The sequence below is a fragment of the Phormidium sp. CCY1219 genome (genome assembly GCF_055795085.1).
Genome location: NZ_JAYFEQ010000787.1, coordinates 1 through 522, shown reverse-complemented (window position 1 = coordinate 522; position 522 = coordinate 1). Strand labels below are relative to the sequence as shown.

At 52.1% G+C, this 522-nt stretch carries 1 protein-coding gene; it reads left to right on the top strand.

What is annotated here, in order from left to right; translation table 11 throughout:
* Window positions 1-73 precede the first annotated feature (73 nt).
* Window positions 74-460, top strand: coding sequence for a ZIP family metal transporter (locus tag AC0QH1_RS24085; protein ID WP_324633931.1), 387 nt, complete (start codon window positions 74-76; stop codon window positions 458-460).
* Window positions 461-522 lie beyond the last annotated feature (62 nt).

Genomic DNA, 522 nt, shown 5'->3' with positions numbered 1-522 from the left:
TAAGGGGGAGAACTCCTCCCTACGCATAAATGACGAGGGTTTCCGTTCTCCCCCTTACCAACCCTAATTTCTGATGATAGAAATTTTGCAACAGATTCCCGTGATTTACCTGGGATTGTTCGGCAGTTTGATGGCGGGGTTAAGTACCGGGTTGGGGGCGCTGCCAATTTTTTTCCTGGAGAAAATTAGCCCCCGAGTGCAAGGGATTTTGTTGGTATTTGGAGCCGGCGTGATGCTGGCGGCTACCTCTTTTTCCCTGATTATGCCGGGAATAGAAGCGGCGGCGCGCGATGGCGCGAGGAATGCGGCGGCGGCGATCGTGACGGGGGGAATGATTTTAGGGGGAATGTTTTTGTGGGTTGCCAATCGATATTTTCCCCACGAACATTTTATCAAAGGGCCAGAAGGAGCCAGTGCGCGGGCGTTAAAACGCATCTGGCTGTTTATCATCAGAAATTAGGGTTGGTAAGGGGGAGAACGGAAACCCTCGTCATTTATGCGTAGGGAGGAGTTCTCCCCCCT